Annotated in this window: 25 protein-coding genes and 2 riboswitches; of the genes, 4 read left to right on the top strand and 21 right to left on the bottom strand. The window is 40.4% G+C overall.

All coding sequences use genetic code 11. From position 1 onward, the window contains the following. Positions 1-9: 9 nt before the first annotated feature. Positions 10-285 (bottom strand): YutD family protein, encoded by a 276-nt coding sequence (locus tag FS458_RS04740; protein ID WP_066397303.1) that lies wholly within the window; start codon positions 283-285, stop codon positions 10-12. A 121-nt stretch (positions 286-406) separates the two neighbouring features. Here FS458_RS04740 and FS458_RS04735 point away from each other — a divergent pair, with 121 nt between their 5' ends. Next, positions 407-1,018 carry a YhcN/YlaJ family sporulation lipoprotein gene (locus tag FS458_RS04735; RefSeq protein WP_144698295.1) on the top strand — a complete coding sequence of 204 codons (612 nt, stop codon included), beginning with the start codon at positions 407-409 and terminating at the stop codon, positions 1,016-1,018. Positions 1,019-1,059: 41 nt separating this feature from the next. Here the strand turns inward: FS458_RS04735 and lipA are convergent, their stop codons facing one another. Continuing rightward, the gene (gene lipA, locus FS458_RS04730; protein ID WP_144698293.1) at positions 1,060-1,944 is read right to left on the bottom strand and encodes a lipoyl synthase; all 885 of its coding nucleotides are present in this window, start codon (positions 1,942-1,944) and stop codon (positions 1,060-1,062) included. Positions 1,945-2,148: 204 nt separating this feature from the next. Here lipA and FS458_RS04725 point away from each other — a divergent pair, with 204 nt between their 5' ends. Further along, positions 2,149-3,150, top strand: coding sequence for a M23 family metallopeptidase (locus FS458_RS04725; RefSeq protein ID WP_144698291.1), 1,002 nt, complete (start codon positions 2,149-2,151; stop codon positions 3,148-3,150). 152 nt (positions 3,151-3,302) lie between these two features. Here the strand turns inward: FS458_RS04725 and FS458_RS04720 are convergent, their stop codons facing one another. From FS458_RS04720 to FS458_RS04695, 6 genes are all read right to left on the bottom strand, one after another. Then, complete coding sequence (locus FS458_RS04720) at positions 3,303-3,407, bottom strand: methionine/alanine import family NSS transporter small subunit (RefSeq protein ID WP_144698289.1); 105 nt, start codon at positions 3,405-3,407, stop codon at positions 3,303-3,305. 1 nt (position 3,408) lies between these two features. Beyond that, positions 3,409-4,911, bottom strand: coding sequence for a sodium-dependent transporter (locus FS458_RS04715; RefSeq protein ID WP_144698287.1), 1,503 nt, complete (start codon positions 4,909-4,911; stop codon positions 3,409-3,411). Positions 4,912-5,098: 187 nt separating this feature from the next. After that, positions 5,099-6,688, bottom strand: coding sequence for a Na+/H+ antiporter NhaC family protein (locus FS458_RS04710; RefSeq protein ID WP_144698285.1), 1,590 nt, complete (start codon positions 6,686-6,688; stop codon positions 5,099-5,101). 143 nt (positions 6,689-6,831) lie between these two features. Further along, positions 6,832-7,014, bottom strand: a riboswitch (Lysine riboswitch). Between the two features lie 104 nt (positions 7,015-7,118). Continuing rightward, positions 7,119-7,958: a sporulation protein YunB gene (gene yunB, locus FS458_RS04705; protein WP_144698283.1), complete on the bottom strand. Its 840-nt coding sequence runs from the start codon at positions 7,956-7,958 to the stop codon at positions 7,119-7,121. A 71-nt stretch (positions 7,959-8,029) separates the two neighbouring features. Beyond that, positions 8,030-8,506, bottom strand: a complete 477-nt coding sequence (locus FS458_RS04700) for a dihydrofolate reductase (RefSeq protein ID WP_144698281.1) — start codon at positions 8,504-8,506, stop codon at positions 8,030-8,032. Continuing rightward, positions 8,503-9,297 carry a thymidylate synthase gene (locus FS458_RS04695; RefSeq protein ID WP_144698279.1) on the bottom strand — a complete coding sequence of 265 codons (795 nt, stop codon included), beginning with the start codon at positions 9,295-9,297 and terminating at the stop codon, positions 8,503-8,505. The genes FS458_RS04700 and FS458_RS04695 overlap by 4 nt, the downstream gene beginning before the upstream one ends. A 123-nt stretch (positions 9,298-9,420) precedes the next feature. On the opposite strand from FS458_RS04695, the gene FS458_RS04690 reads away from it, so the two are divergent. Beyond that, on the top strand, positions 9,421-9,723 hold the full coding sequence (locus FS458_RS04690) for a YunC family protein (protein WP_066397323.1): 303 nt from the start codon (positions 9,421-9,423) through the stop codon (positions 9,721-9,723). Between the two features lie 468 nt (positions 9,724-10,191). On the opposite strand, the gene FS458_RS04685 is transcribed toward FS458_RS04690, so the two are convergent. Both FS458_RS04685 and nfsA read right to left on the bottom strand, forming a co-directional pair. Further along, the gene (locus tag FS458_RS04685; RefSeq protein WP_144698277.1) at positions 10,192-11,034 is read right to left on the bottom strand and encodes a DUF72 domain-containing protein; all 843 of its coding nucleotides are present in this window, start codon (positions 11,032-11,034) and stop codon (positions 10,192-10,194) included. Between the two features lie 24 nt (positions 11,035-11,058). Continuing rightward, the gene (nfsA, locus tag FS458_RS04680; protein WP_144698275.1) at positions 11,059-11,805 is read right to left on the bottom strand and encodes an oxygen-insensitive NADPH nitroreductase; all 747 of its coding nucleotides are present in this window, start codon (positions 11,803-11,805) and stop codon (positions 11,059-11,061) included. Positions 11,806-12,100: 295 nt separating this feature from the next. Between nfsA and modA the strand changes: the two genes are divergently transcribed. Beyond that, on the top strand, positions 12,101-12,895 hold the full coding sequence (gene modA, locus FS458_RS04675; RefSeq protein ID WP_144698273.1) for a molybdate ABC transporter substrate-binding protein: 795 nt from the start codon (positions 12,101-12,103) through the stop codon (positions 12,893-12,895). Positions 12,896-12,973: 78 nt separating this feature from the next. Here modA and sufB read toward each other — a convergent pair whose 3' ends face one another. From sufB to FS458_RS04625, 11 genes are all read right to left on the bottom strand, one after another. Then, complete coding sequence (gene sufB, locus FS458_RS04670; RefSeq protein ID WP_137791777.1) at positions 12,974-14,371, bottom strand: Fe-S cluster assembly protein SufB; 1,398 nt, start codon at positions 14,369-14,371, stop codon at positions 12,974-12,976. Between the two features lie 54 nt (positions 14,372-14,425). Next, complete coding sequence (sufU, locus tag FS458_RS04665; protein WP_144698271.1) at positions 14,426-14,872, bottom strand: Fe-S cluster assembly sulfur transfer protein SufU; 447 nt, start codon at positions 14,870-14,872, stop codon at positions 14,426-14,428. Beyond that, positions 14,862-16,082 (bottom strand): cysteine desulfurase, encoded by a 1,221-nt coding sequence (locus FS458_RS04660; RefSeq protein ID WP_144698269.1) that lies wholly within the window; start codon positions 16,080-16,082, stop codon positions 14,862-14,864. Before FS458_RS04660 ends, sufU begins: the two co-directional genes overlap by 11 nt. Continuing rightward, complete coding sequence (gene sufD, locus FS458_RS04655) at positions 16,082-17,380, bottom strand: Fe-S cluster assembly protein SufD (RefSeq protein ID WP_144698267.1); 1,299 nt, start codon at positions 17,378-17,380, stop codon at positions 16,082-16,084. Before sufD ends, FS458_RS04660 begins: the two co-directional genes overlap by 1 nt. A gap of 19 nt (positions 17,381-17,399) precedes the next feature. Next, positions 17,400-18,185 (bottom strand): Fe-S cluster assembly ATPase SufC, encoded by a 786-nt coding sequence (gene sufC / locus FS458_RS04650; protein ID WP_137791773.1) that lies wholly within the window; start codon positions 18,183-18,185, stop codon positions 17,400-17,402. Between the two features lie 241 nt (positions 18,186-18,426). After that, the gene (locus tag FS458_RS20565) at positions 18,427-18,567 is read right to left on the bottom strand and encodes a hypothetical protein (RefSeq protein ID WP_186320635.1); all 141 of its coding nucleotides are present in this window, start codon (positions 18,565-18,567) and stop codon (positions 18,427-18,429) included. A gap of 276 nt (positions 18,568-18,843) precedes the next feature. Beyond that, the gene (locus FS458_RS04645) at positions 18,844-19,224 is read right to left on the bottom strand and encodes a carboxymuconolactone decarboxylase family protein (protein ID WP_144698265.1); all 381 of its coding nucleotides are present in this window, start codon (positions 19,222-19,224) and stop codon (positions 18,844-18,846) included. A gap of 272 nt (positions 19,225-19,496) precedes the next feature. Beyond that, positions 19,497-20,315, bottom strand: coding sequence for a MetQ/NlpA family ABC transporter substrate-binding protein (locus FS458_RS04640; protein ID WP_144698263.1), 819 nt, complete (start codon positions 20,313-20,315; stop codon positions 19,497-19,499). 29 nt (positions 20,316-20,344) lie between these two features. Then, positions 20,345-21,013 (bottom strand): methionine ABC transporter permease, encoded by a 669-nt coding sequence (locus tag FS458_RS04635; RefSeq protein ID WP_137791770.1) that lies wholly within the window; start codon positions 21,011-21,013, stop codon positions 20,345-20,347. Continuing rightward, a complete protein-coding gene (locus FS458_RS04630) occupies positions 21,006-22,031 on the bottom strand; it encodes a methionine ABC transporter ATP-binding protein (protein ID WP_144698261.1) in 1,026 nt (341 codons plus the stop codon). The genes FS458_RS04635 and FS458_RS04630 overlap by 8 nt, the downstream gene beginning before the upstream one ends. Positions 22,032-22,341: 310 nt before the next feature. Next, positions 22,342-22,472, bottom strand: a riboswitch (SAM riboswitch). A gap of 79 nt (positions 22,473-22,551) precedes the next feature. Continuing rightward, positions 22,552-22,896, bottom strand: a complete 345-nt coding sequence (locus FS458_RS04625; RefSeq protein WP_144698259.1) for a hypothetical protein — start codon at positions 22,894-22,896, stop codon at positions 22,552-22,554. Positions 22,897-22,967: the final 71 nt, after the last annotated feature.

The following is a 22,967-nucleotide window of genomic DNA, read 5'->3' as shown; positions in this document are numbered from 1 at the left end:
CTGAATTTCTCAGGGGTTTACTTTTTTGACTACAAAATACGGACAACCGAAATTACAATATTCATAAATGTATTCCGGCAATGTGCTGATCTTCGTATCAAACGTAGCCTTCTCATGATTGTCTTCAAAGAACCCACGAAGTCGAAGCTGTTCGTAACCGAGATCACCAACAATATAATCGTATTTATGTAAGATTTCACTATAGCGCGCTTTAAATTGTTCCTCGTTAAAGGCTTCTTTTACATCTTCAATCACTTCATAGGAATAATTACCAACTGTAATCAAAAATGCTTCACCTCGTTTCCTGATACTTATTTTACCATGCTTGTGCTCTTTACAGCCAACAATTTCTTCGTAAAGATCTTCTACTTTAAGGCACTCTATAGAATAAGGAGGTGAAACACCTGTGAAAAAACTAGGAATGTTCTTATTGATCGGCTTGATGCTTGCTGGATGTGGCGGCGCTGATCAAAAAAAGATGGGGCAAGAATATAAATTTTCTAAAACGAATGTAAAAGATGAGAATCGAATTGGCAACAACATGAATTATGGGGACTTTGGATATATGCGTCATATGTCAGGGGACAAAGTAAAAACAGGAAATGCTGTTCCATACTTAAATCGTCAAAAGCTTGCCGATATGATCTCTGATATGGTTCTGCAATTACCAAATATTAAAGATGTCGGTACATTAGTTACAGATGAAGAAGTTTTAATCGGCTACAAAACAACAAGCAAGGACCGAAATGCAGCTGCTGATCAAGTAAAGATGACTGGTTTCTCTGTTGTACCAAGATATTATCATGTGTATGTGTCAGATGAAAAAGGAATGATCGATAAGATTGAACAATATCAATCCTTAAACAATGATACCGAAGAGATCGAAGGAATCATGGACCAACTGATCCTACAAATGAAAAAAGCGCCTCAAGGCAAGAAGTGGAACTATGGGGAAAATGAAAACGGTGAGATGAACGGCGAAACGAACAATATGCGTGGAGAAATGGAAGGCAAATAAAAAACCAGAAGCAGCTCGATGCTTCTGGTTTTCTTTTTTATTTAGCTATTTTGAGCAGCTGCGTTTACTTGTTCATCAGCATGGTAAGAAGAACGTACAAGAGGTCCTGACTCACAATGCTTGAATCCTTTAGAGAACGCGATATCACGCAATTCTTTAAACTCATCTGGTGTATAGTATTTTTGTACTTTTAAATGTTTCTTAGTAGGTTGTAGATATTGGCCAATCGTCATGATATCAACGTTATTTGCTCGTAGATCATCCATTGTTTCTATAATTTCTTCCCACGTCTCGCCTAACCCGATCATCAGACTGGATTTTGTAGGAATGTTAGCATTCATTTCTTTTGCACGACGCAAAAATTCCATCGTTCGATCATACGTTGCACGTGCACGAACTCTTGGAGAAAGACGTCGCACCGTTTCAATATTGTGGTTCATAATATCTGGTTTTGCATCCATCAATGTTTTCAGTGCATCAAAGTCACCTAACATGTCCGATGGAAGAACTTCAATGGAACAGAACGGATTACGAGCGCGTACAGAACGAACGGTTTCAGCAAAAACATGAGCACCGCCATCTTTAAGGTCATCACGTGCAACCGCTGTAATTACTACGTGTTTCAGACCCATTTGTTCAACAGATTCTGCAACACGTTCTGGCTCTTGAAGATCGAGTTCTGTTGGTAATCCTGTTTTTACTGCACAAAAACGACAAGCACGTGTACAGATATCTCCAAGGATCATAAAAGTTGCTGTTTTTCGTACAGCCCAGCATTCATGAATGTTTGGACACTTTGCTTCTTCACATACCGTATGTAGCTTTTTCTCACGCATCATCTTTTTGAGTTCTTTATAATTTTCATTCGTGTTTAACTTTATTTTTAACCACTCGGGTTTACGTACATATTCTTCTTTCTTTGCCATCATCATCACCCCAGATTTTCTTGGTCTTTCGTATAATGAACGTTCTTATTTTAGTTTCTACTTAAACATTATTGTCCCATCAATACTCTACCATACGACAGGGCAAAATTCCAAACAAGAGTTTTTTCCAACATTTTTCCTTCATGTTTTTTTATAACTTCAACAAACTATAGATAAATGAAAGAAAGGAGTGGATTGGGACGTATGAGGAAATTTACAGTCCTGTTCCTCACTCTGACAGCCCTTCTAATAACCTTTCTTCCGGAAAGCAGGAGCACGGCAGCAGAGCGATTTACGAAAGAAGATGTGGAAAGGCTTAGCCTCTATAAAAAAATGGAATCCGTCACTCTCATTCCATGGCACTACTTTGCGGGCGTAGACCAATATGAAAGAAGCGTAAGAAAAGCAAGAAGAGATCTACCTGCCAGAAAAGGATTGGTCGGCATTTATTTTTCTCCCTTACAATGGTCTGGTCCAATAAATCCAACGATGGACGATACAAACCCTGAACGTATCTCAATGTTTGGAGGCATCGGAAAAGATGGCAACAATGACGGAATTGCTGATCGCAACAATGATGAAGACATCCTATATACCTTTAGTGAGATCATACAAAAGCATGGACATGATATTGAAAATTTCAGAATCGGCCTTTGGAGCTATTACCAACGAGATAAAGCCGTTGATATCATTATGGAAAACGCGAAGATCTATGAGACCTATGGAACGGTTTCTCTAGACAAACACAGTTTTATCGTTCCATTAAGATCCAACTATAGCTATCGAAGCACTTGGGGTGACCGGCGCGGATTTGGTGGATTACGTATTCATGAAGGCACAGATATATTTGCAGATTACGGGGTTCCGGTAAAAGCGGTATCTTACGGAATCGTTGAAATTAAAGGGTGGAACCGTTTTGGCGGATGGAGAATCGGTGTCCGTGATATTAATAACGTGTATCATTATTACGCTCATTTAGGGAGCTTCAATAAAGCAATTGAAAAAGGGACGATCGTCGAACCTGGGACGGTGCTTGGATACGTGGGAAGTTCAGGATACGGTCCTCCCGGAACTTCTGGGAAATTCCCTCCTCATCTTCACTTTGGGATGTACCGTGACAACGGATATACAGAATGGGCATTCGACCCATACCCTTATTTAAGAGCATGGGAACGTCAGGAGCGAATTAGCAACAGGCGAAGATAAAGAAAGTGTAAGAAAGAAGCTTTAGGGCTTCTTTTTCATATGGCGCACGTATTTTTCATATAGCGATCGTAAATCTCGAGCCTTGCTCTGATTTACGTGCGCCAACGTCATTAAAAAAGCTGGTTCTTCAACAGAAGAACCAGCTTCACTCTTTATTTCTTTTTCGAAACACGAACCACGTTTGCAATACTTGCGAGGAGGCCGCCCCATAGGATCACCATGCCAATCACCATCATTGTAATCGCACTGCCTGTCATATTAGCTGACCTCCTTTTTCTCTACTGCCACTTCAGATTTCCACTTCACTAGACCGAGTACGATGCCGAGTACGATTACGCCGACTGCCACTGCTACACCATACGTAAGGATCAGTTCTGTAGGATAACCTTCATAGTTTTCTTTAAGGTTCTGTCTAATGTTATCGAACATCATGTAACCAAGAAGAATCGGTGTGATCACACCTAGACAAACCTTCCACCACAATCCTGTTCGTAAGTCAGAAATGGCGTTCGCATGGTTTTGAAGTCCAGCCAATTGTCTTACGAACCAAGCAACTATGACTACTTCTACAAGACCTGCTAATGTGATCCCGAAGTTGTTGATGAAGTAATCCACGATATCAAGCATGTACAGTCCGCCTTTTGTAGCGAAAAGTAATGAGATAACAGATGCTACTCCTCCACCCATCAAAACGGCTTTTGTTCTTGAGATTCCAAATTTATCTTGTAGCGCTGCCACATACGTTTCAACGATCGAGATCAACGATGTCATTCCAGCGAATACAAGGGTTAAGAAGAACATTGTTCCAAAGAAGGCATTTCCGCCTGGGAACTCGTTGATGATTGCTGGGAATACTTCAAACGCTAGTCCGATTCCGCCTTTTACAACTTCATCAACTGGCAGACCTTGTTGCATCGCCATAAAGCCTAAAGCAGCGAATACACCAATCCCTGCTAGTAGTTCAAAGCCTGAGTTTGCGAAACCTGTAATAAACGCATTATTGTTAATATCTGATTTCTTAGGCAGGTAGCTCGAGTACGTAACCATGATCGCAAATGCGATAGATAATGAGAAGAAAATCTGACCGTAGGCTGCTACCCACACCTTACCGTTACTGATCATGCTCCAATCTGGAGTAAAGAACGTGTTCAAGCCTTGAGCTGCACCATCGAGCGTTACGGCACGAATAACGATTAATGTAAACATAATGACTAAAGCTGGAATAAAGATTTTGTTAAAGCGCTCGATTCCTTTGGATACACCCTTATAAAGAACAAGAAGCGTCACGACCCAAACGATGAGAAGTGCGATCAAAATTCCTGGTACGATACCACCCATGTCACCAGGTGTCTTACTTAATTGAAGAACCTCTCCATAAAAGAAGTCAGAAGGCTTGTCTCCCCAAGTTAAGTTCAATGAGTAAATGGAGTACTTAATCGCCCAAGCGATGATTACTGCGTAGTATGTGGATATAACAAACGCTACAAATACTTGCCACCATCCTAGCCATTCCGCTTTTTTGTGAAGACGGAAATAAGAGAGTGGAGCAGAGCCACGGTACTTATGACCTAACGTAAATTCTAGAATCAGTAAGGGAATCCCTGCCGTTAAAAGTGCTATTAGATATGGGATGAAGAATGCTCCCCCACCGTTCTCATAAGCAACCGCTGGAAATCTCCAGATATTGCCTAGGCCGATAGCTGAGCCGACCGCTGCTAATATAAACCCATAGCGGCTTCCCCATTGCTGCCTATTTTCCATTGTTGTATCCCCCTTTTTTGAAGTCGAAAAGTTTACAATTGTTACTTTTTTCTGATAATTCTGTGTTCAGTATATTACAAAACATGAAAACCGTCAAAATATTTTTAGTTATTTTGTCGGAATAAGGGGGAAAAAGTCGTATAAATATAAGAAAAAGTGCCTGGTTAACTACCAGACACTTTCAAGTTTAAGCGTTGTAAGATTGATCACTCATGCTATTATTACTAGACACTTTTTTTATGATGAAAAGTGCGAGGATAAAGATAACTGCAGATGCAAGAAGGCCTATCCAAACACTTTCTGTTAATCCGAGTGCAAGATACCCTACAGCAGATACTCCTGCAGCTACCAGGCTATATGGAAGCTGCGTCATGACGTGATCGATGTGATGACTTCCTGCTCCTGTCGAAGAAAGAATTGTAGTATCTGATATTGGAGAACAATGGTCACCAAAAACAGATCCCGCAAGTACCGCAGCAAGAACTGGAAGCATTAACTCAATATTCGTTGATGCTGAAATTTCGGCTGCGATCGGAAGCATGACACCAAACGTCCCCCATGAAGTTCCTGTCGCAAAGGCCATTAACCCTGACAATACGAAAAGAACAAATGGCAGATAAGCTAAATTCATATGCTGATCGACTAATCCTGCCAGATAGGTTCCTGTTCCTAAGCTATCGATGATAGAGATAATCGTCCAAGCAAAAAGCAAAATCGTAACAGCACCGATCATAGACTGAATACCTCGTCCCAGTCCTTTGCCCAATGATGCAGCACCCATCTTTTTTGGAAGGAAGAATAGAATAGCTGAAGCTAAACCTAGAAGGCCACCATATACTAATGATTTTGGTACATCTGTATTTTCAAAAATAGATAAAAGTGTAATGGCCGTTGGTTCTTCTAGCCCCTTCACATTTTGAATACCTGTATAGATCATGAATCCAACCGTTGAAACAATCAATATCACGATTGGCCATACAAGGTCTCCCACTTTTCCTTTGTCACTTTCTTCAAGCTTAATACCCTCTCCGATTGCTGCTTTTTTATCTGCTGAAATCACTTCACCTGTAGCAAGAGCCGTTTCTTCATGTTTTTTCATCGGTCCAAAATCAAGTTGAAAATACGCAACGAAAAATACAAGAACCAGTGCAAACACTGCATAAAAATTCATAGGAATCATTTGAATGAATGCACTAAACGCAGACATATTTGTGATCTCATGTGTAGCAAAAATCGTTCCGATAATACCGATGATGTACGCTCCCCAACTTGAAACAGGCGAGATCACACAGACTGGTGCAGCCGTTGAATCAAGATAATAAGCCAGTTTCGCACGTGAGATGCGGTGTCGATCTGTGATCGGTCTGCTGACATTTCCGACTGCTAAAGAATTAAAATAGTCATCAATAAAAATGACGAGTCCGAACACAACCGTTAAAACCTGTGCCCCTCTTCTTGTTTTCACTCTAGAGATCGCCCACTCACCAAATGCGCGGCTTCCTCCGGCTAACGAGATAATGCTTGTCATCATTCCTAAGATTAATAAGAACAGAAGAATATAAACATTCCACTCATTTAATGCACCGTCTGAAATAAAGTGCCCTTTTACAATCGTACCAATCTCTTTCAGTGTGGCTCCAATACTAAAATCATGAAGCAGTAATGCTCCCGCTATGATTCCAGCTCCTAGCGAGACTAACACTCTTCGCGTTAGGACAACCATTAAGATTGCCAATACGGGTGGTATTAATGAATAAATTGAGTTCTCAAATTCCATGATGTTCCTCCTTCTTTTCATTCAGCCATCGATATTGAGGAGTTCTTACAGGACGTTGAGGAAAAAAGGACAAAATAAAAAGCGATCAATAGACAAGGAAATAACCTGCTATCAATCACTTAAGTAATTTATGGTTTTCCTCATCGATCAGTAGTCCTCCACTGCTTTTAATTCCCAAGCAGTGACAGTTTTACACTTCTTTAGTGTAAACCCAGCAAAAGTGAACAGACGGTTTTCTTTTGCTTCGGCGAAAGTTCCTTTCCTTTTTCTTCACAGACGTCACTCTCTGAAAAAGTACTTATAAAATCCGCTCCTCTACCCCATCGGTGATAGGCTTAAAGACATATAAAATTATTAATTCAATACTAATTATAACAAACACGGACGAATGGTCAACCTAAACAAGACTTGTTAAATAGAGGAAATACATTTATTCTGCTGCTTCATCCTCATCCGTTCCTTCTGTAGGGCTATCCTCAGAAGGCTCCAATTCATCATGAGATTCCTTTTCCTTTAAATCTGGAGTAATCGGTACAGTAGGTTGTATCGGATCTCCAGATTGATTGTAATAGACAGGAACTTCTCCTTTTATAAACTGTGCTGTTATTTTTATCGGTCGTTTCACAACTGTCGTTTCTGTTGCGAAAGGAATAACGATCCTCGTTTTGACTGTGACTACAATATCAATATTGATCCACGTATTATTGATCCCGGAATTCTCTATTTTCTCTTCGATATCGGTGTTCGCTTCACCAATCAACATAAATTTGATAGGAATCTTTGGCCCTAAGTTAGCTAAGAGAGAGTTTCTTGTTGCTTGCCCTAGAGGTATTTCCATAATAACACCCGGTTCATTCTTATAGGCAGTTATACCTAACTCATCATTGCTTATTACTTCGTGTGCTTTTCCTTCTTCTATCTCCTTCAGGTATTTTTGAACGACTTTTTGTGACTGGTTGGCAACCTGATTGACAACACTCTGATTGATTCCAGCAAAGACGACATTCCCCTCTGTATCCGTCTTATATTCGATGATGTCATTCATTTCTGAAGGTCCTAAAATTTCATTGTCAATCGCTTCACTTATGGCAAGTGCAGCGATTTCTTCTGTTTTCTTTTGCGCAATCAACATGAGTGTTGGCTCTATTCCTTTGTTTACAAGCCACAGCCCTTGAACCGTTATAAAAGTAAACAGAATAAATGAGATCAATAGTACAAATCGGAATGGAAGTGGCCCTTTTCGAAGTTTCATTTTTCTGCGCTTAAGCAAAAGGTAACCCCCCTTTATCTACATATACATATGTATGCAGACAAGAGGGGGGCTCATTCAAACTTTATGTTTTAATTTTTTTCGTACACGACAAAATCGTGAGGATATTTGTTCTTTTCATCAACGATACCTGGCTTACGAGAGACCTCACGCCACTCATCACGATTGATTTCTGGAAAATACGTATCTGCGTCAAAGGTATGGTGGATCTCTGTCACATACAGGCGGTCTGCAACTGGCATGAACAGCTTAAAGATCTCTGTCCCACCGATCACACATAGTTCTTCTGCTTCTTTTTTTATTACTTCATCAACAGAATGAACGACGGTCGTTCCCTCTTCGTGATAGTGTTCATCTCTTGTTACCACGATATTTTCTCGTCCAGGTAGAGGCTTCCCGATGGATTCATACGTTTTTCGACCCATTACGATCGGTTTTCCCATCGTTACGTTTTTGAAATGCTTGAGATCGTTCGGTAAATACCAAGGTAGATCATTGTTTTTACCGATCGCGTTATTTTCATCCATCGCTACAACAAACGAGATCATACGCTCACCACACCTTTAATATGGGGATGCGCTTCGTAGTCTACAAGCTCAAAGTCTTCATAAGTGAAATCAAAGATACTTGTTACATTTGGATTGATCTTCATCTTCGGAAGCGGCTTTGGCTCACGAGTAAGCTGAAGCTCAACTTGTTCAAGATGATTGGTATAAATGTGCGCGTCCCCTAAAGTGTGAACGAACTCACCTGGTTTAAGTCCTGTCACTTGAGCCACCATCATCGTTAACAAAGCATACGAAGCAATATTAAAAGGTACACCTAAGAAACTGTCTGCTGAGCGCTGATAAAGCTGGCAGGAGAGCTTTCCATCCGCAACATAAAATTGAAACAATAAATGACATGGTGGCAGCGCCATATTCGGAATATCAGAAGGATTCCACGCAGAGACGATTAATCGTCTTGAATCCGGGTTCTTTTTGATGTCTTCGATTACGTTTGAGATCTGGTCGATCGTCTCACCGTTCGGAGCCGACCATGAGCGCCACTGATGACCGTATACAGGACCAAGGTTTCCCTCTTCATCTGCCCACTCATCCCAGATGCGTACACCGTTTTCCTTTAAATAAGCAATATTCGTATCGCCTTTTAAGAACCAGAGTAATTCATGAATAATTGATTTTAAATGCAGCTTTTTTGTCGTAACAAGCGGAAAGCCTTCCTGTAGGTCAAACCTCATCTGACGTCCGAACACAGAAACGGTCCCAGTGCCTGTCCGGTCCTCTTTTTTTGTACCGTTATGTAGAATATCTTGAAGAAAATCCAGATATTGTTTCATCCCTAATCGCCTCCTATTTTTCTTTTAATCGTATCATACGAAAAGTCATAAAAATAGCTTCAACACCTAACACTTTTTCCCTTCTGTACACATAAAAATAATAGTGAAGAAAGGAGTGGAAGCATGTTAGAGATGAACCCGATCTTAATCGAAGGACATCCGTTTACCGCTGTCACCCTTCGTTTGCCAAAAACGAATTTTATGGCTGTATTCAACGACAATGGATATATCATGTGTGGAGCACTAGACGTGGCATTATTGAACGAAAAGTTAGCAGACCGTAAAATTATCGCAGGACGCGCTGTTGGAGTTAGAACGATCGAACAGCTGTTAGATGCACCTTTAGAATCTATTACTCTTGAAGCAAAAGAAAAAGGTATTGAAGTTGGTATGCAAGGGCGAAAAGCACTTTTAAAAATGATCTAGAGCATTTATCGGCGAGATTTGAAAAATATCGGCAAGAAACGAAATTTATCGGCAGAAAATCATTTATATCGGCAACTTTCTAAATTTATCGGCGAAAAATGAAATTTATCGACATTTGCAATAAAACGACAACACCCTCTGCCAAAATGGCGGAGGGTGTTCACTTTATGCTTTAAAACGATCTCTTGTTATTTTTAATGAAATAAGATTAATGCATAAGACCAAGGATAAGAACTGTATGCGCTTCTCATCATTGATATATATGTAGATACATAGCAGGTAAACGCCACTGACGATAAAGGCAATTTGTAAGCAGTACATCATCTGAATCAATTTTTTGAAATTCAAAGTGATCCCCACTTTCTTCATCCAGCAAACTGATTTCATTCACCCTATTAGTATATCAGTCTACAATGAAAAATGAATCGTTTCCTTCTTTTTGAAATGGATTTGTAATATAAGGAAAACTCAAAACAGATCCAATTGCCTTGGAGCCAAAAAGTCATATTGAATATCCAGAAGATCAATCATCTGCTTCGCATTATCAGCAGCATCCCCACCTGAATTATTATTAAAAAGGATCGTTAAATTCTTTGTTTCTGAAGCAAGCTGTTGTATGCGCTCACTCCATTCTTGAAGCTCTGGCTCATTATAACGATAAAGATAACGAACTTCTCTCCAGTTCGGTTGACCTTGATTGTTCCAGCCATATACGTTTCTGCCATGCATTCGTACGAGTGTCCTCTCGGGTGTTGTGTGCATGACGATTGGAATGGAGCCTTGTCCTGCTTGAGGTTCATCACAGACCGTATGAATCCAGTTCTCTTGCCGGATAAAATGTAGCGTCTTATTCTTCATCTCATCACTGAACCACGTTTGGTTACGAAACTCAAGTGCTACTGGAATATCACCCATCATTTCTTTTGCATAGCGAAGCATCTGAACATTCTCTTTCTTACAATCAAACCAAGGGGGGTACTGAAACAAGACCATCTCAAGCTTGCCTGATGTGATAACAGGTTGGATAGACTCGATAAATGCCTCATACATTTCTTTAACCGACTCAAAAGGCAGCTTGCCTCTTGAATGTCCCGTCATCCCTTGATAGGCCTTAACAACAAATGAAAAGTTCTTTGGTGTAGAAGCTACCCACTTCTCATAGTTTTTTACAGGCTGTACCGCATAAAAGGATGAATCAACTTCTACAACAGGAAAGTGGCCGCTATATACAGCGAGCTTTTCTCTTGCAGGAGTACCATCTGGGTAAAGAGAATCATGATCTCCCCAGCCTGTTACACCGATTTTTATCATTCTCTGAAGTCACCTGCCTATGAGTTACAATTTATTTAATCCTTTTGATCGGACAAACTCTTTCATATACGTTCGTTTAGGAGTCGCCATCGAGGCTGTAATCTGCGTGACCCAGCCTTCTGTACGTTTTCCGCCTGTTCTTTCTGAGTAATATTCAGCCGTTTCTTTTTCATATTGTTGAAGGAGATCTTGAGTTTCCTCTTTACTTTGGTATTGATTCTTATGAAAAACAGCTTCCATTGGCAGACGTGGCTTTATCCCAGGCTCTGCATCTGGATACCCTACAGCTACACCAAATAACGGAAGAACATGGTCTGGGCAACCCAATAGCTCTGACACTTCTGCCAGAGAATTTCGAAGTCCACCGATGTACACGATTCCAAGTCCTAGCGACTCAGCTGCTATAGACAGGTTTTGTGCAGCAAGAGCGGCATCCACTGTCCCTACGATAAACGCTTCTGTCGATTGAATCGTTTCGTGAATATCTATTGTTTTCATATCTGCTGCTATCTGATGTCGGTTGTAATCCATACAAAAAACAAAGAAATAGCCGTTGTCTGCGACGTATGATTGATTACCCGCAAGCTCAGCTAGTTGTTCTTTCTTTTCCCGGTCCTCTACCCCTATAATCGTGCAAACTTGTTGATAACTTGAAGTCGATGCTGCCTGAGCGCATTGTACAAGTGTTTTAACCGTTTCTTCATCTATTGACTTGTCCTTAAACTTTCGAATCGATCGATGAGCTAATATCGTTTCTATAATCTCGTTCATCACAAATGCTCCTTCTCTAAAGTTATAGTTGATTGCATTATATCTTTTTCGTCTATAAAAAAGCGAACCATTTGAAGTCTCATTAATTCTTCTTCTCATTAATGCAAAGTGGTGGTATACTAATCTAGCGATGAGCTAATTGCATAAGACGAGATTGACGCGCCTTTTTTGGCAATGCACTATGTGGAGTGCTGTCTCTCGCCGCAATATACGCAAAAAAGACGTCCAATCGGGCGTCTTTTTTCTATATATTCTTACCTGACACACGAAAACAAAGATACGTGAGGAGAGAAAGATGAAGAAAATCCATTTAACCTTACTTCTAATTTGCTTGTGTATAACGATTTTATTTGCTTGCTCAAAAAATGAATCTTCAAAATCAGCAGACAAGGAATCCAATGTAGAATTGACGATTTCGGCTGCAGCCAGTTTGCAAGATGTATTGAATAAAATTGCGAGCAATTATGAAAAGGAACATCCAAATGTTAAAATCACTTACAATTTCGGAGGCTCTGGAGCTCTTCAACAGCAAATCTCTAACGGAGCACCTGTTGATCTTTTCTTCTCAGCAGCAGAAGATAAATTTGACCAGCTTGTTGAAGAAGGACTTATTGAAAAGGAACGAGGAAGAGATCTTGTTGGAAACGAACTTGTCTTAGTTGTTGGGAAAGATTCAACACGAGATATTAACGGATTTCAAGATTTGCCTAAAGTAAAGAAACTGGCGATTGGTACACCGGAAACTGTTCCAGCAGGAAAATACGCAGTGGAGACTTTAGAACATTTAAACCTCCTGAAAAAAGTTGAAAAGAAAATCGTTTATGCAAAAGATGTTCGTCAAGTCATTACATACGTAGAAACAGGAAATGTCGATGCTGGTATTGTCTATAAAACGGATGCAATGATCTCACCTAGAGTAAAAGTCGTAGGCGTTGCAAGTGAAAATACACATGCACCCATTATTTATCCTGTAGGTGTATTAAAAGAAACTCCCCATAAGAAAGAAGCAGAACGATTCTATAACTATTTGCAAAATGACGCAGTCTTAAAAACCTTCATGGAGTTCGGGTTTAGCAAAATCGAAAAATAGGTCACATAAAATTTAGTATCTGATAGTGCGCAACACAAAAAAAGCCTTGGTGTATTCTAACACCAAGGCTTTTCTTCATTAACCGATAGAACCTTCCATCTCAAACTTGATCAGACGGTTCATCTCTACTGCATATTCCATCGGAAGTTCTTTCGTAAACGGCTCGATGAAGCCCATTACGATCATTTCCGTTGCTTCTTGTTCAGAAACACCACGGCTCATGAGGTAGAACAACTGATCTTCAGAAACTTTGGATACAGTCGCTTCATGTTCTAATGTGATGTTGTTGTTAAGAATCTCGTTGTACGGGATCGTATCTGAAGTGGATTGGTTATCCATGATCAGTGTATCACACTTAATGTTGGATTTAGATCCGTCAGATTTACGTCCGAAGTGAGCGATACCACGGTATGTTACTTTACCGCCGTGCTTAGAGATCGACTTCGAAACGATTGTAGAAGAACAATCAGGTGCTAAGTGCAATACTTTTGCTCCAGCATCTTGGTGCTGTCCTTTACCAGCGATCGCGATAGAAAGGATCGTACCTTTCGCACCGCGGCCTTTCATAATAACAGCCGGATATTTCATCGTTAGACGAGATCCGATGTTTCCATCTACCCATTCCATCGTTGCGTTCTCTTCAGCTACAGCACGCTTTGTAACAAGGTTGTAGATGTTGTTTGCCCAGTTTTGAATCGTTGTATAACGGCAGTAAGCGTTCTTTTTAACGATGATCTCTACAACCGCACTATGAAGTGAGTTTGTAGAATAAACTGGAGCCGTACATCCTTCTACGTAGTGTACAGAGCTATCTTCATCAGCAATGATCAGCGTACGTTCGAACTGACCCATGTTTTCAGAGTTAATTCGGAAGTATGCTTGAAGTGGAGTATCACATTTAACGCCTTTTGGTACGTAAATGAAAGATCCACCAGACCATACCGCAGAGTTAAGTGCTGAGAACTTATTATCAGTTGGCGGAATGATCGTTCCGAAATGCTCACGGAAAATCTCTTCGTGCTCTTTTAAAGCTGTATCCGTATCTGTGAAAAGAATTCCTAAGTCAGAAAGGTCTTCTTTCATGTTGTGGTAAACAACCTCTGATTCGTACTGTGCAGAAACACCTGCAAGGTATTTTTGTTCAGCTTCTGGAATTCCTAGCTTGTCAAAAGTCGCTTTAATTTCAGCAGGCACTTCATCCCAAGACTTCTCAGATTTCTCAGATGGCTTAACATAATACGTAATATCATCAAAGTTTAAGTCCTTCATGTCTCCGCCCCATTGTGGCATTGGCATCTTATAGAACTGCTCTAATGACTTCAAACGGAATTCAAGCATCCATTCAGGCTCGTTCTTCATGCGAGAGATCTCTTCTACGATCTCTTTTGTTAACCCACGCTTCGATCTGAAAATGGAAACGTCTTTATCTCTAAAACCATATTTATATTCGCCGATATCCGGCATTTTCTTAGCCATTACAGAATCCCTCCTTACTGGATTGGCACTCTATTACTCATTATCAAAAGGAACTTAATCTTCCTCTTCCTCAGGCTTTCCTACTCCTTGCTCCATCGCCTTCCACGCAAGTGTGGCACATTTGATGCGAGCCGGGAACTTGGAAACGCCAGAAAGAGCTTCGATGTCACCTAGATCATAGGATTCATCATCATAGTCGTTCCCTAACATCATATCATAAAAAATCTTTGCAAGCTTTACAGCATCTTCGACAGGAAGACCTTTAACAGCCTGTGTCATCATAGAAGCTGATGCTAAACTGATCGAACACCCTTCACCATCGAACTTAGCCGATTCGATCTTTCCATCTTCTACTTTTAAAGTAAGCTGGATGCGATCGCCGCATGTTGGGTTGTTCATATTAATCGTCAGGGCATTATCCTCAATAACCCCTTTATTGCGCGGGTTTTTGTAATGATCCATGATGACCTGACGGTATAGCTGATCTAAATTAGAAGACATGACCGAAATACTCCTTTGCTGTTGTTAAGCCTTTAAGAAAAGCATCGATGTCATCTTCAGTGTTATACAGGTAGAAGCTAGCACGCGCTGTTGCTGTAACATCTAACCATTTCATGAGCGGCTGTGCACAGTGATGGCCTGCACGAACAGCAATTCCCTCAGAATCAAGAACAGTAGCTACATCATGCGGATGAACATCATCTAAGTTGAAAGTTACAAGTCCTGCTCGTTCTTTAGGACCAAAAATCGTAACACCATCTAACTCTGAAAGACGCTCCATCGCATAATTAGCAAGTACATGTTCATGTTTTAAAACGTTATCTAGACCGATGTCCTCTAAGAAGTCAATCGCTGCACCTAGACCGATCGCACCTGCGATGATCGGTGTACCACCCTCAAACTTCCAAGGCAGCTCTTTCCACGTTGATTCTTGCAGTCCAACAAAATCAATCATCTCTCCACCGAACTCAACAGGATCCATCTTGTTTAGGAGTGCTTTTTTTCCATAGAGCACGCCAATGCCTGTAGGTCCACACATTTTATGTGCTGAAAAGGCAAAGAAATCACAATCGAGATCTTGAACGTCTACTTTCATGTGAGGGGCGCTCTGTGCGCCATCCACTACCATAACAGCTCCGTTCTTATGTGCGATTGCTGCGATCTCTTTGATCGGGTTGATCGTTCCTAATACGTTCGATACCTGCATAACTGAGACGATCTTAGTATGCTCTGTAACTGTATTTTCAACATCCACAAGATCAATCGTGCCATCAGGCTGTAAGGGAATGTACTTAAGCGTTGCACCAGTGGTTTTCGCCACTTGCTGCCATGGAATAATATTGCTGTGATGCTCCATTGGAGTAATCACAATCTCATCACCTTCTGAAAGGTTAGCCATACCATAGCTTCTTGCTACAGTATTGATCGCAGTTGTTGTACCACGTGTAAAGATAATCTCCTGAGTGGATTTTGCACCGATAAAACGGCGTACCTTTTCACGTGCACCTTCATAACCATCTGTAGCACGAGTTCCAAGTGTATGAACACCACGGTGAACATTCGAGTTGTACTCTTTATAATACTTATCTAAAGCTTCAATAACTTGTATCGGTTTTTGTGAAGTGGCTGCACTGTCAAGGTAAACGAGAGGTTTGCCGTTAACTTCCTGATCCAGGATAGGAAACAGCTTTCTCCATTCGTTTGCACTCATTAGCGCACTTTCCTTTCAATAACCTCGACTAAACGATTTTTAACAGATTCTAAAGGCATCTGACTAACTACTGGTGCTAAGAACCCATGAATGATCAAACGTTCAGCTTCAGCTTTCGAAATACCACGGCTCATCAGATAGAACATTTGAAGAGGGTCGATTCTTCCTACTGAAGCAGCATGACCTGCTGTAACATCATCTTCATCGATCAAAAGAATCGGGTTTGCATCACCACGTGCTTTTTCACTTAACATGAGTACACGTTCTGTTTGTTCACCATGAGACTTTGTAGCGCCGTGCTCAATTTTTGTAATACCGTTAAATATAGAGCTAGCATTATCTTTCATTACCCCATGTGTAAGGATATAACCTTCAGAATGTTTTCCGTGGTTAAAGATTTGCGCTACGAAGTTTTGCTTTTGATCACCGCGGCCGATTGTAACTGTCTTTGTATCTGTAAAAGATCCATCACCAATCAAGTGAGTGGTGTTGTCAGAAACCGTATTTCCGTCGTTAAACTGACCAAGCGCCCACTCGATGCGAGCATCTTTCTCAGCACGGCCTCTGCGGTTCACGTATGTTGTCATTCCTTTTGCAAGGTTATCTACAGCACCGTAAACGACTTTTGCACCACTTCCAGCAAACACTTCAGAAACAATGTTTGCTACTGAGTCTGTAGAATCGTTCGTTGATAAGTAGTTTTCTACATAGGTTACTGAGCTGTTATCTTCTGCAGCAACGATAACGTGGTTGAAGATCGCTGCTTCATCGTCTTGATAATACACAGCTTGGATTGGAGCAGAAAGTTCAACGTTCTTTGGAACATAAAGAAATGCTCCATTAACGAAAAGTGCTGCATGCAGTGCTGGTAAACGGTTCTCATCAACCGCAACAGCTTTCATAAAGTACTTTTTCACTAGATCTTCATGCTCTTTTGCAGCTGTTAGAAGGTCTGTATAAATAACACCTTGATCCTTTACAGACTCTTCAAGTGCAAAATAAACTGGTGTTCCATTATGGATTACAAGAACATTTTTCGCTTCTTCTTCAGAACCGATCAATGCCTTAACATCTTCAGGAAGTTCATTGAACGCAACAGGAGTGCCAGTTGCTTCATGTTTGAATTCTGTGAAGTTCCATTTATCGATCTTTGTTTTGTCCGGTTTAGGCATCGGAAGCTCTTGAGCTAATTCCAATGCTTGCAAACGAAGTTCCTGCAGCCAAGCGGGTTCCTGTCTGCTGTTTGAAAAACCGGTTACGTAGTCCTTATCAAATCTTAGGCTCGTATCAACTGACATGTATAGTCCCCCTTAATGCTTACGCTTCTTGACCAACAGTTTCGTCTTTAATTCCTAACTCTTCTTTAATCCAGTCATACCCTTCAGCTTCTAGACGTTGAGCTAATTCAGGGCCGCCAGATTTTACAATACGTCCTTGCATCATCACGTGTACTTTATCTGGAGTGATGTAATTCAATAAACGCTGGTAGTGAGTGATGATTAAGCAACCGAAATCAGGGTTGCGCATTTCGTTAACACCTTTTGCAACTACTTTAAGAGCATCGATATCAAGTCCTGAATCGATCTCATCAAGGATTGCTAATTTAGGCTCAAGCATCATCATTTGCAGGATCTCATTACGTTTCTTTTCTCCACCTGAGAACCCTTCGTTTAAGTAACGGTGAGCGAACGCATTGTCCATCTCAAGATGATCCATCTTTTTATCTAACTCACGGATAAATTTCATTAGAGAAATTTCGTCGCCTTCTTCACGCTTAGCATTGATAGCAGAACGTAGGAAGTCAGCGTTCGTAATACCGCTTACTTCTGATGGGTACTGCATAGCTAAGAAAAGACCAGCTTGCGCACGCTCATCAACTTCCATATCTAAAAGATCTTCTCCGTTGAACGTAACTTTACCAGAAGTTACTTCATATTTCGGGTGTCCCATTAACGCTGCAGAAAGAGTAGACTTTCCTGTTCCGTTAGGTCCCATGATCGCATGGATTTCTCCACCATTTATTTCGAGATCTAAACCTTTAATAATCTCTTTATCTTCAATAGACACACGAAGATCTTCAATCTTTAAATTAGGTGCTGACATAATACAACCTCCATTAAGAAATCATTCTCAAGATTTTGATAAAAGGCACAAAATAGCCATTCTCAATTTATTCTCATTCTAATCTTATAACAAATGAAATGTATGTTCAAGGGAACGAGCTGTTTACTTTTCCATTGTTGTCATAATATCTGATCATCAGTCTTACTATTTGAAAAAAGGCTGACTCATGAGGCAGTAAACCACCTTATGAATCAGCCTTTTGTAATTTTAAGTTCATATGTTACGGCGTATGGTTTCTATTTGCATCTGCCGCTATTTCTAATCCTTTTTTGTATTCCTTATCTCGCACCTTCTCAACGTCTAACCTTTTTTCCAAATCCCTCTCATACTCTGCAAAACCACAGCCATGTGACTGGTGCATTGCTTTTTCCATCTCGGACGTATGTTTTACTTTAATGGGGTGGATAATGAATCAATCCTTTCAAAGTTAAAGTTATTTACTAATGTTAGCGTATCAGCAACACATATTTTGCTCAATCCGTTATCCGAGTGAATTCACCCTGCATACACGTGCATAATGATTCCTATTGAAAACAGATGTGACGTTCTATGTTATCCTGCTAAATGCGCTACATTACTTCCATTACCTTCTTAGGATGATTTCAAAACATGAAAAGTGTGGAAATTAGACATTCCATTAATGACGAGGTTTATTTAGTTCCTTAATGCACTCTTGAACGAGGGTTACACCTTGACTCATAGCGGCTCCACCACCAAATGCAGCAGAAACTCCTATAGCCTCAAGAATTTCATTTTCTGAACACCCTTGATCTAAACATCCTTTTGTATGATAGATGATGCAGTACTCATCTTGCGAATAGATGCTGATACCTAACGCGATCAACTGCTTATACTTCTCTGAAATCTCGCCCTCTTTAAAGCAATGGCGGGTAAATTCATTATAAGCATGTGTAAGTTCAGGCATGTTCTCATTGTATTTTCCTAATCCTTCTTTATAGCGGATTAGGTGATATTGTGTTGAGTTCGATCCTGGTAACGGCTGCTCTTCTTGTTTCATTTCATTCACTCCTGTCAAAATAGTAAACAGGTTTAGTATGAGTTATTCAGAAGTGGGTTATGTAATAAACATTCGTAAGTTTTTTGTCGAAAAGCCTATAAATGATTTTAAAGGACTATAAAAAAATTTGTAGGCCTAAAAATAAAGTTTAAAGGTCTAGAAATGGAATTGCATGGTCTATAAGTTAGTTTGAAGGTCTATAAAGTGTTGTTGATCAATTTTTACTCAAAAAAAGAACTGACTTTAACATCAAAGTCAGTTCTCTTAAAGAATTATTTCGTTACCGGCACAACCGCACCTTCATATTTCTTCTTGATGAAATCTTGAATCTCTTTAGAACGAAGAGCTTCTACTAGCGCTTTAACAGATTTCTTGTCTTTATCTCCTTCACGTACTGCGATAATGTTTACGAATGGAGAGTCAGATCCTTCTAATGCGATCGCATCTTTTTGAGGATTTAATCCAGCATCGATCGCGTAGTTTGTGTTGATTAGAACCGCATCGCCTTCACCGTTCTTATATGCTTTTGGAAGCATCCCAGCATCAACGTCTGCTTTAAATTTAAGCTTCTTAGGATTTTCAACAACATCTTTAATCTGTGCCTCTGCTCCGGCACCTTCTTTCACTTTGATCAAGCCTTCTTTTTCAAGTAAGCCAAGCATACGGCCGTGATCTGCTACAGAGTTAGACATGATGATCGTTGCGCCTTCAGGCAGTTCATCCAGTGATTTGTATTTTTTAGAATAGATACCAATCGGCTCAAGGTGGATGCCACCCGCGTTCTCAAATTTGTATCCATGGTCTTTCATTTGAGACTCTAGATATGGAACGTGCTGAAAGTAGTTCGCACCGATTTCTTTTTCATCTAAAGATTTGTTTGGCAATACATAATCTTGAAACGTTTTAATCTCAAGTTCAATTCCTTTTTCTTTCAAAAGAGGTTTTGCTTCTTCTAGGATTTCAGCATGTGGTACGTTCGATGCACCTACTACGATCTTCTCGTCGCTGATTCCGCCTTCTGTTTTGTTCCCGCAAGCAGCAAGTGCTGCAACAAGAACGGTTAATACAAGAACAGTTAATACTTTTTTCATATGAACTTCCTCCTTGTTGTCAAAAACAATTATCTCTTATCTAACGAAGTTGTAATTCGATCACCGATCCACTGGATGACAAAGACGATAACTAATATGAGTGCTGTTGAAATCAACGTCACATCCGCGTTGTCTCTTTGATAACCTTCCATGTAAGCCAAGTTTCCTAAACCACCAGCACCAACAACTCCAGCCATTGCCGTATAACTTACTAGTGCGATGGCAGTAACAGTGATTCCTGAAACAAGAGCCGGCGTACTTTCTGGAATAAGAACTTTAAAGATAATCTGAGCGTTTGTAGCACCCATTGATTTCGCTGCTTCGATTACCCCTTTATTAATCTCTCTCAAAGCGATCTCTACCATACGTGCATAAAATGGTGCAGCACCTACTATAAGAGCAGGTAGAGCTGCTTCAGCGCCTAACATCGTTCCTACGATCAAGCGTGTAAATGGAATCAATAAGATGATCAAGATAATAAACGGAATCGACCGAAATACGTTAACGATTATGGCAATGACACTATTTAAGAACTTATTTCCCCACAGGTTTCCAGGAGACGTTAAAAATAACGCCAAACCAAGGGCAAGCCCTAGAAAAAATGTAATGACTACTGAGATAGCAGACATATACAATGTTTCTTTTGTCGCTTCTAATAGAACGTCCCACTGTACGTTTGGGAACCATGTACTAAGCATTATGAATCACCTCTACTTCAACCTGCACACTGTTTAAGAACTCCATAGCACGAGCTAGTGCAGATTCTGTACCTTTTATCTGAATAAACAACGTCCCGTAAGGTCCATTCTGAGTTTGTGTAATCTTTCCTTGAAGAATATTAACATCCACTTCATACTTACGAATCAGTTCCGTAATTAATGGTTGACCTGCTCGTCCACCTATAAAAGTCAGCTGAACGATTCGTCCCTCAGGAAATTCAGAAATGAATTGTTTAATCGTATCTACTGTTTCTTCAGGTTCTGTTACTTGTTTCACAAAATCCTTCGTGATTGGTTCTGTCGGGTTCTTGAAGACATTTAATACATCGCCTTCTTCTACGACTCTCCCCTGTTCCATTACAGCAACACGGTGACAGATTTTTCTGATCACGTGCATCTCATGTGTAATAAGAACGATTGTCAGATCTAACTTTTGATTGATCTCAACCAGCAGATCCAGGATGCTGTCGGTTGTTTTAGGATCAAGTGCTGAAGTTGCTTCATCACATAAGAGTACTTTCGGCTCATTAGCAAGGGCACGCGCAATACCTACACGCTGCTTTTGTCCACCACTTAGCTGTGACGGATAGGAACCACCACGACCTTCCAATCCAACAAGGTCGATCAACTCATCAACGCGTTGTTTGATCTTAGCTTTTGGATAACCCGCTATTTCAAGTGGAAACGCAATGTTTTCTCTAACTGTGCGAGACCATAACAAGTTAAAGTGCTGAAAGATCATTGAGATTTCTTGCCTTGCCTCTCTTAATTTTTTCGGTGACAGTTCAGACATGTTTTTGCCGCCGATCGTAACCGTACCGCTAGTAGGACGCTCTAGCATGTTAAGGATTCGAATCAGTGTGCTTTTACCTGCACCACTATAACCGATGATTCCGTATATTTCTCCTTGCTTTATGTTTAAATCTACCGTATCAACAGCCTTTACTTCACCATCTTTGGTTTGAAAGACTTTACGGACTGACTGTAAATTAATCAAGTTTCTTACCTCATTTCTTATCTAAAATAATGCTTTCTTTCAGTAATCAGAGTTGTTTTTAAAAGTGGCTGATTTCCGTTTCAGGTCGCTCGCTTTCCGGGGGGCGTGCGGTGAGCCACACTGTGCTTCGCTCTTTAGGTGTCTCACCTGTCCCGCTGATCCCCCAGGAGTCTCGCACCTTACACTACAATCAGCTTTTCAAAGATGATGTAGAGAATACCCAAAAGGAATTCTTTTAAAAACAACCAAACAAAAAATGCCTCTCTGCTTCAATATGAGCAGAAAGGCATATTATATTCTATGCACGTTCTCCTCATCTCCCAAGACTACTTAAAGCCTTGCAGGAATTGGCACCTTTCTAGTTCATCATTCATAAGAATGCAATGATCTAGCGGTTGCCGGGTTTCATAGGGCCAGTCCCTCCACCTCTCGTGATAAGTAAAAAAGTGTTACTTTATTAAGTTAAAGCGATGCTTATTTGAATCACTGTGAAGAATATTATCATCCTTGTCGATTCGTGTCAAATATTTTTAGCAGTTCGAACTAATACGCCCGCAGAGATCTCTTCCCAATGGGAACTCAAGTAAAAAATGGCTTCCCATTTTAAGCGTTGTCTCAGTGTACCTTGAAACTCGATCATCTCTTGTCTCAATAATGTGCTTAGCTTCATTTTTCCTTCAAGCAGCATGGATAGATATTTCGGATTCCCTGTAAACGTTACTGTTCTGTTCCTCTCTCCTTCTCTATATTCTATTTTCAGCGTGGTCTCGTCATTACACTTAAAGCTGGGCTTAACAGGAATATTATAAAGAGAAAGATATGGACTTTTGGCGATTTGACTTTCAAAGTAACGAATATCCAACATTAAAAATCCCCCCGAATTGGTTGTTACTTCACCGATTCTAGAGGAATATTCATATACCTTTATAAACCCTT

The sequence above is a fragment of the Fictibacillus phosphorivorans genome (assembly GCF_007673525.1).
GTDB lineage: Bacteria > Bacillota > Bacilli > Bacillales > Fictibacillaceae > Fictibacillus > Fictibacillus phosphorivorans_C.
This window is presented reverse-complemented; position numbering and strand designations above follow the sequence as displayed.